General features: G+C 48.0%; 3 protein-coding genes. All 3 read left to right on the top strand.

Annotated elements, in window-relative coordinates:
- Nucleotides 1–1227 (top strand): UDP-N-acetylmuramoyl-tripeptide--D-alanyl-D-alanine ligase (locus RMO52_RS12425; protein ID WP_310414570.1); only part of this gene is annotated, 1227 nt, incomplete at its 5' end.
- Between the two features lie 33 nt (nt 1228–1260).
- Entirely contained in the window at nt 1261–1854 is a 594-nt protein-coding gene (locus tag RMO52_RS12430; RefSeq protein WP_310414574.1) for a Uma2 family endonuclease, read from the top strand.
- 296 nt (nt 1855–2150) lie between these two features.
- On the top strand, nt 2151–2442 hold a 292-nt coding region (locus RMO52_RS12435; RefSeq protein WP_310414578.1), incomplete at its 3' end, for a hypothetical protein.

A 2442-nucleotide genomic window follows, 5' to 3' on the forward strand; every position in this document is an offset into this window, starting at 1 on the left:
GGCGACAGCATTTATATTTATTGGCTCGTCGCAGTTGGTGTAATTCAATCATCCCCGATCTGGATTGCGATCGCCAATGGGATTTTATGGCCGAACGAACTCAAGAAACAGCAGGCATTCTTGCAAGAAGCTAAAGACATCCTCGCCGACTATCAGCCCTACACGATCGGGATTACTGGTAGTTATGGCAAAACCAGTACTAAAGCCATCTTAGGGAGTATTTTAGAAGCGATCGAGCCGACATTTTGGACGCCCGGTAGTATCAATACCGAAATGGGCATCACCCGCCAAATTCGCGAAAATCTCAAACCCCAACAGCAGCTCGCCATCATCGAAATGGGCGCGTATCAAATCGGATCGATCGCCAAATTGTGCCGTTTTACTCCACCGAATGCGGGACTAGTTACCGCTGTCGGCGTGATGCACCTCGAACGCTTTGGCGGTGCCGAAAATATCTACAAAGCCAAGTGCGAACTCGCCCAAGCTATTCCCGCCGATGGCTTACTCGTCTGTAATGGTGACAATCCTGGCGCGCGCCAAATGGCGACAGACTATCCCAAAGCCACCACTCTCCTGTACGGTTTAGAACCAGAGATCGGACATCTCGACTGCTGGATGTCGGATATCAAAGCCAGTATGGAGGGCACCACATATACGATTCATTGGCAAGGGAAAGAGTATCCCGGCTTCACCAAACTGCTGGGAGTACCGATGCTCTCCAATCTCGTCGGTGCCTTCACGATGGCTTGCGCCCTCGGTAAAGATCCCGATTATGTCATCGCAGCAATCTACAATCTCGAACCTGCGAATAGTCGTCTCAATCTCCGCAAAAACGGCGATGGTTTCATACTCGACGACTCCTACAACTCTAACCCGATCGGGTTTGCCTCCGCGCTCGAAGTCCTAGCTGTCCTTGAAGGTGGGCGCAAAATCTTGATGACTCCCGGCATGGTGGAACTCGGCGAAATTCAAGCAGCCGAGAACCGTCAGGTGGCGCTCAAAGCTGCCTCAATCTGCGATCTGGCACTTGTCATTGGCGATACTAATAAGGAAGCACTCAAAGCCGGATTGCTCGAAGGTGGATTAGCTCCCGATAAGTTAATGGAATTTCCCAATCGCGATCTAGCGCTGGCATATCTCACCAGTCCCGAACACCGCCAAGCCAAGGACATGATTTTGATTGAAAACGATCTGCCCGATCTGTATGAATCGATCGCGGGGTTTTAGAATAGCTATATAACGTCAGTTCGGGATAAGTTTATGCAGTCATTAGCAGCCAAACCATTCTTACTAGATATTCACAGCATCACCCTGCGAGTTACTCATGAAGAGTTCGAGATGCTCTGCCAAGATAACCCAGAACTGCGACTGGAGCTGACAGCTAATGGAGAATTGATAACAATGGTACCAGTCGCGCTAGAAAGTTCAGAGCAAAATGGAGACTTGTTCGGGGAGGTTTGGGCTTGGAATCGTCAAACCAGATTGGGAAGAGCTTTTGACTCATCTGGTGGCTTTACTCTGCCCAATGGCGCAGTCAAATCGCCTGATGTCACCTGGATTGGGAAACCAACAGCCGATGAACTTCCGCGTGGGGTTACTTTCCCTGAGCTAGTCCCCGATTTTGTCATCGAACTACGATCTCAAAGTGATAGTCTCAAGACTCTCAGAGAAAAGATGGAGGAGTATCGAGCGAATGGAGTGCGTCTAGGCTGGCTAATCAACCCCCAACAGCAACAGGTAGAGATCTATCGGCTCGGACGGGATGTAGAAATATTAGAATCGCCTGCTACCTTGAGCGGGGAAGATGTATTGCCCGGTTTGGCGATGGATCTCAGCTCGATTTTTGAATCCTAATTACGCTCATCTATATCTTGTAATTTAGAATCGATCGGTTTTTACTAGTGATGCCGAGATTCGCTGGCGATCGCCGATCTTGAATACTTTTTATGCAGTCTCTAAGTGTACGCTGAAGGTGTCGATCGTACAAGTACGGATTCCTAGCTTATGGATTTCTCCTTTGATGGGTAATATCAGTGGGAGTATTAAGTAATTTGGCTTAGTTTTGCTGTGAGTACTTCAACCTTCATAAGTATAATAGCTTACTTTAGACATAATTGATACATCTTTGCAAACATACAAATACCCCGATCGTGAAAATAACATCCTTCCCATTCAGCAATACCAAACTCAATCGTTCAGTCTTTTTTTCCGTACTGTCTTTAGCTGTTGCTGGCACAGCAATCCAATCTGAAAACGCTCATGCCGTAGACCTGAATTTTGGTGCTGCAACTACCGCCAATAACCTTGCTTCCGGCTTTGCTGGCCTTACATTAGGCCCTGGAAACAGTCGTGCGACCATCGATTATCGGAATGTTGCCACAGGGATTGATGCCAGGGTAACTGCTGTGGCTTCTGGTAATGGTACCTTTGCTGGACATTTAC

The organism is Chamaesiphon sp. OTE_8_metabat_110 (assembly GCF_031382685.1).
Classification (GTDB): domain Bacteria; phylum Cyanobacteriota; class Cyanobacteriia; order Cyanobacteriales; family Chamaesiphonaceae; genus Chamaesiphon.

Coding starts and splice junctions, on each gene's coding strand:
- RMO52_RS12430 (WP_310414574.1), top strand. CDS start 1,261: ATGCAGTCATTAGCAGCCAAACCATTCTTACTAGATATTCACAGCATC.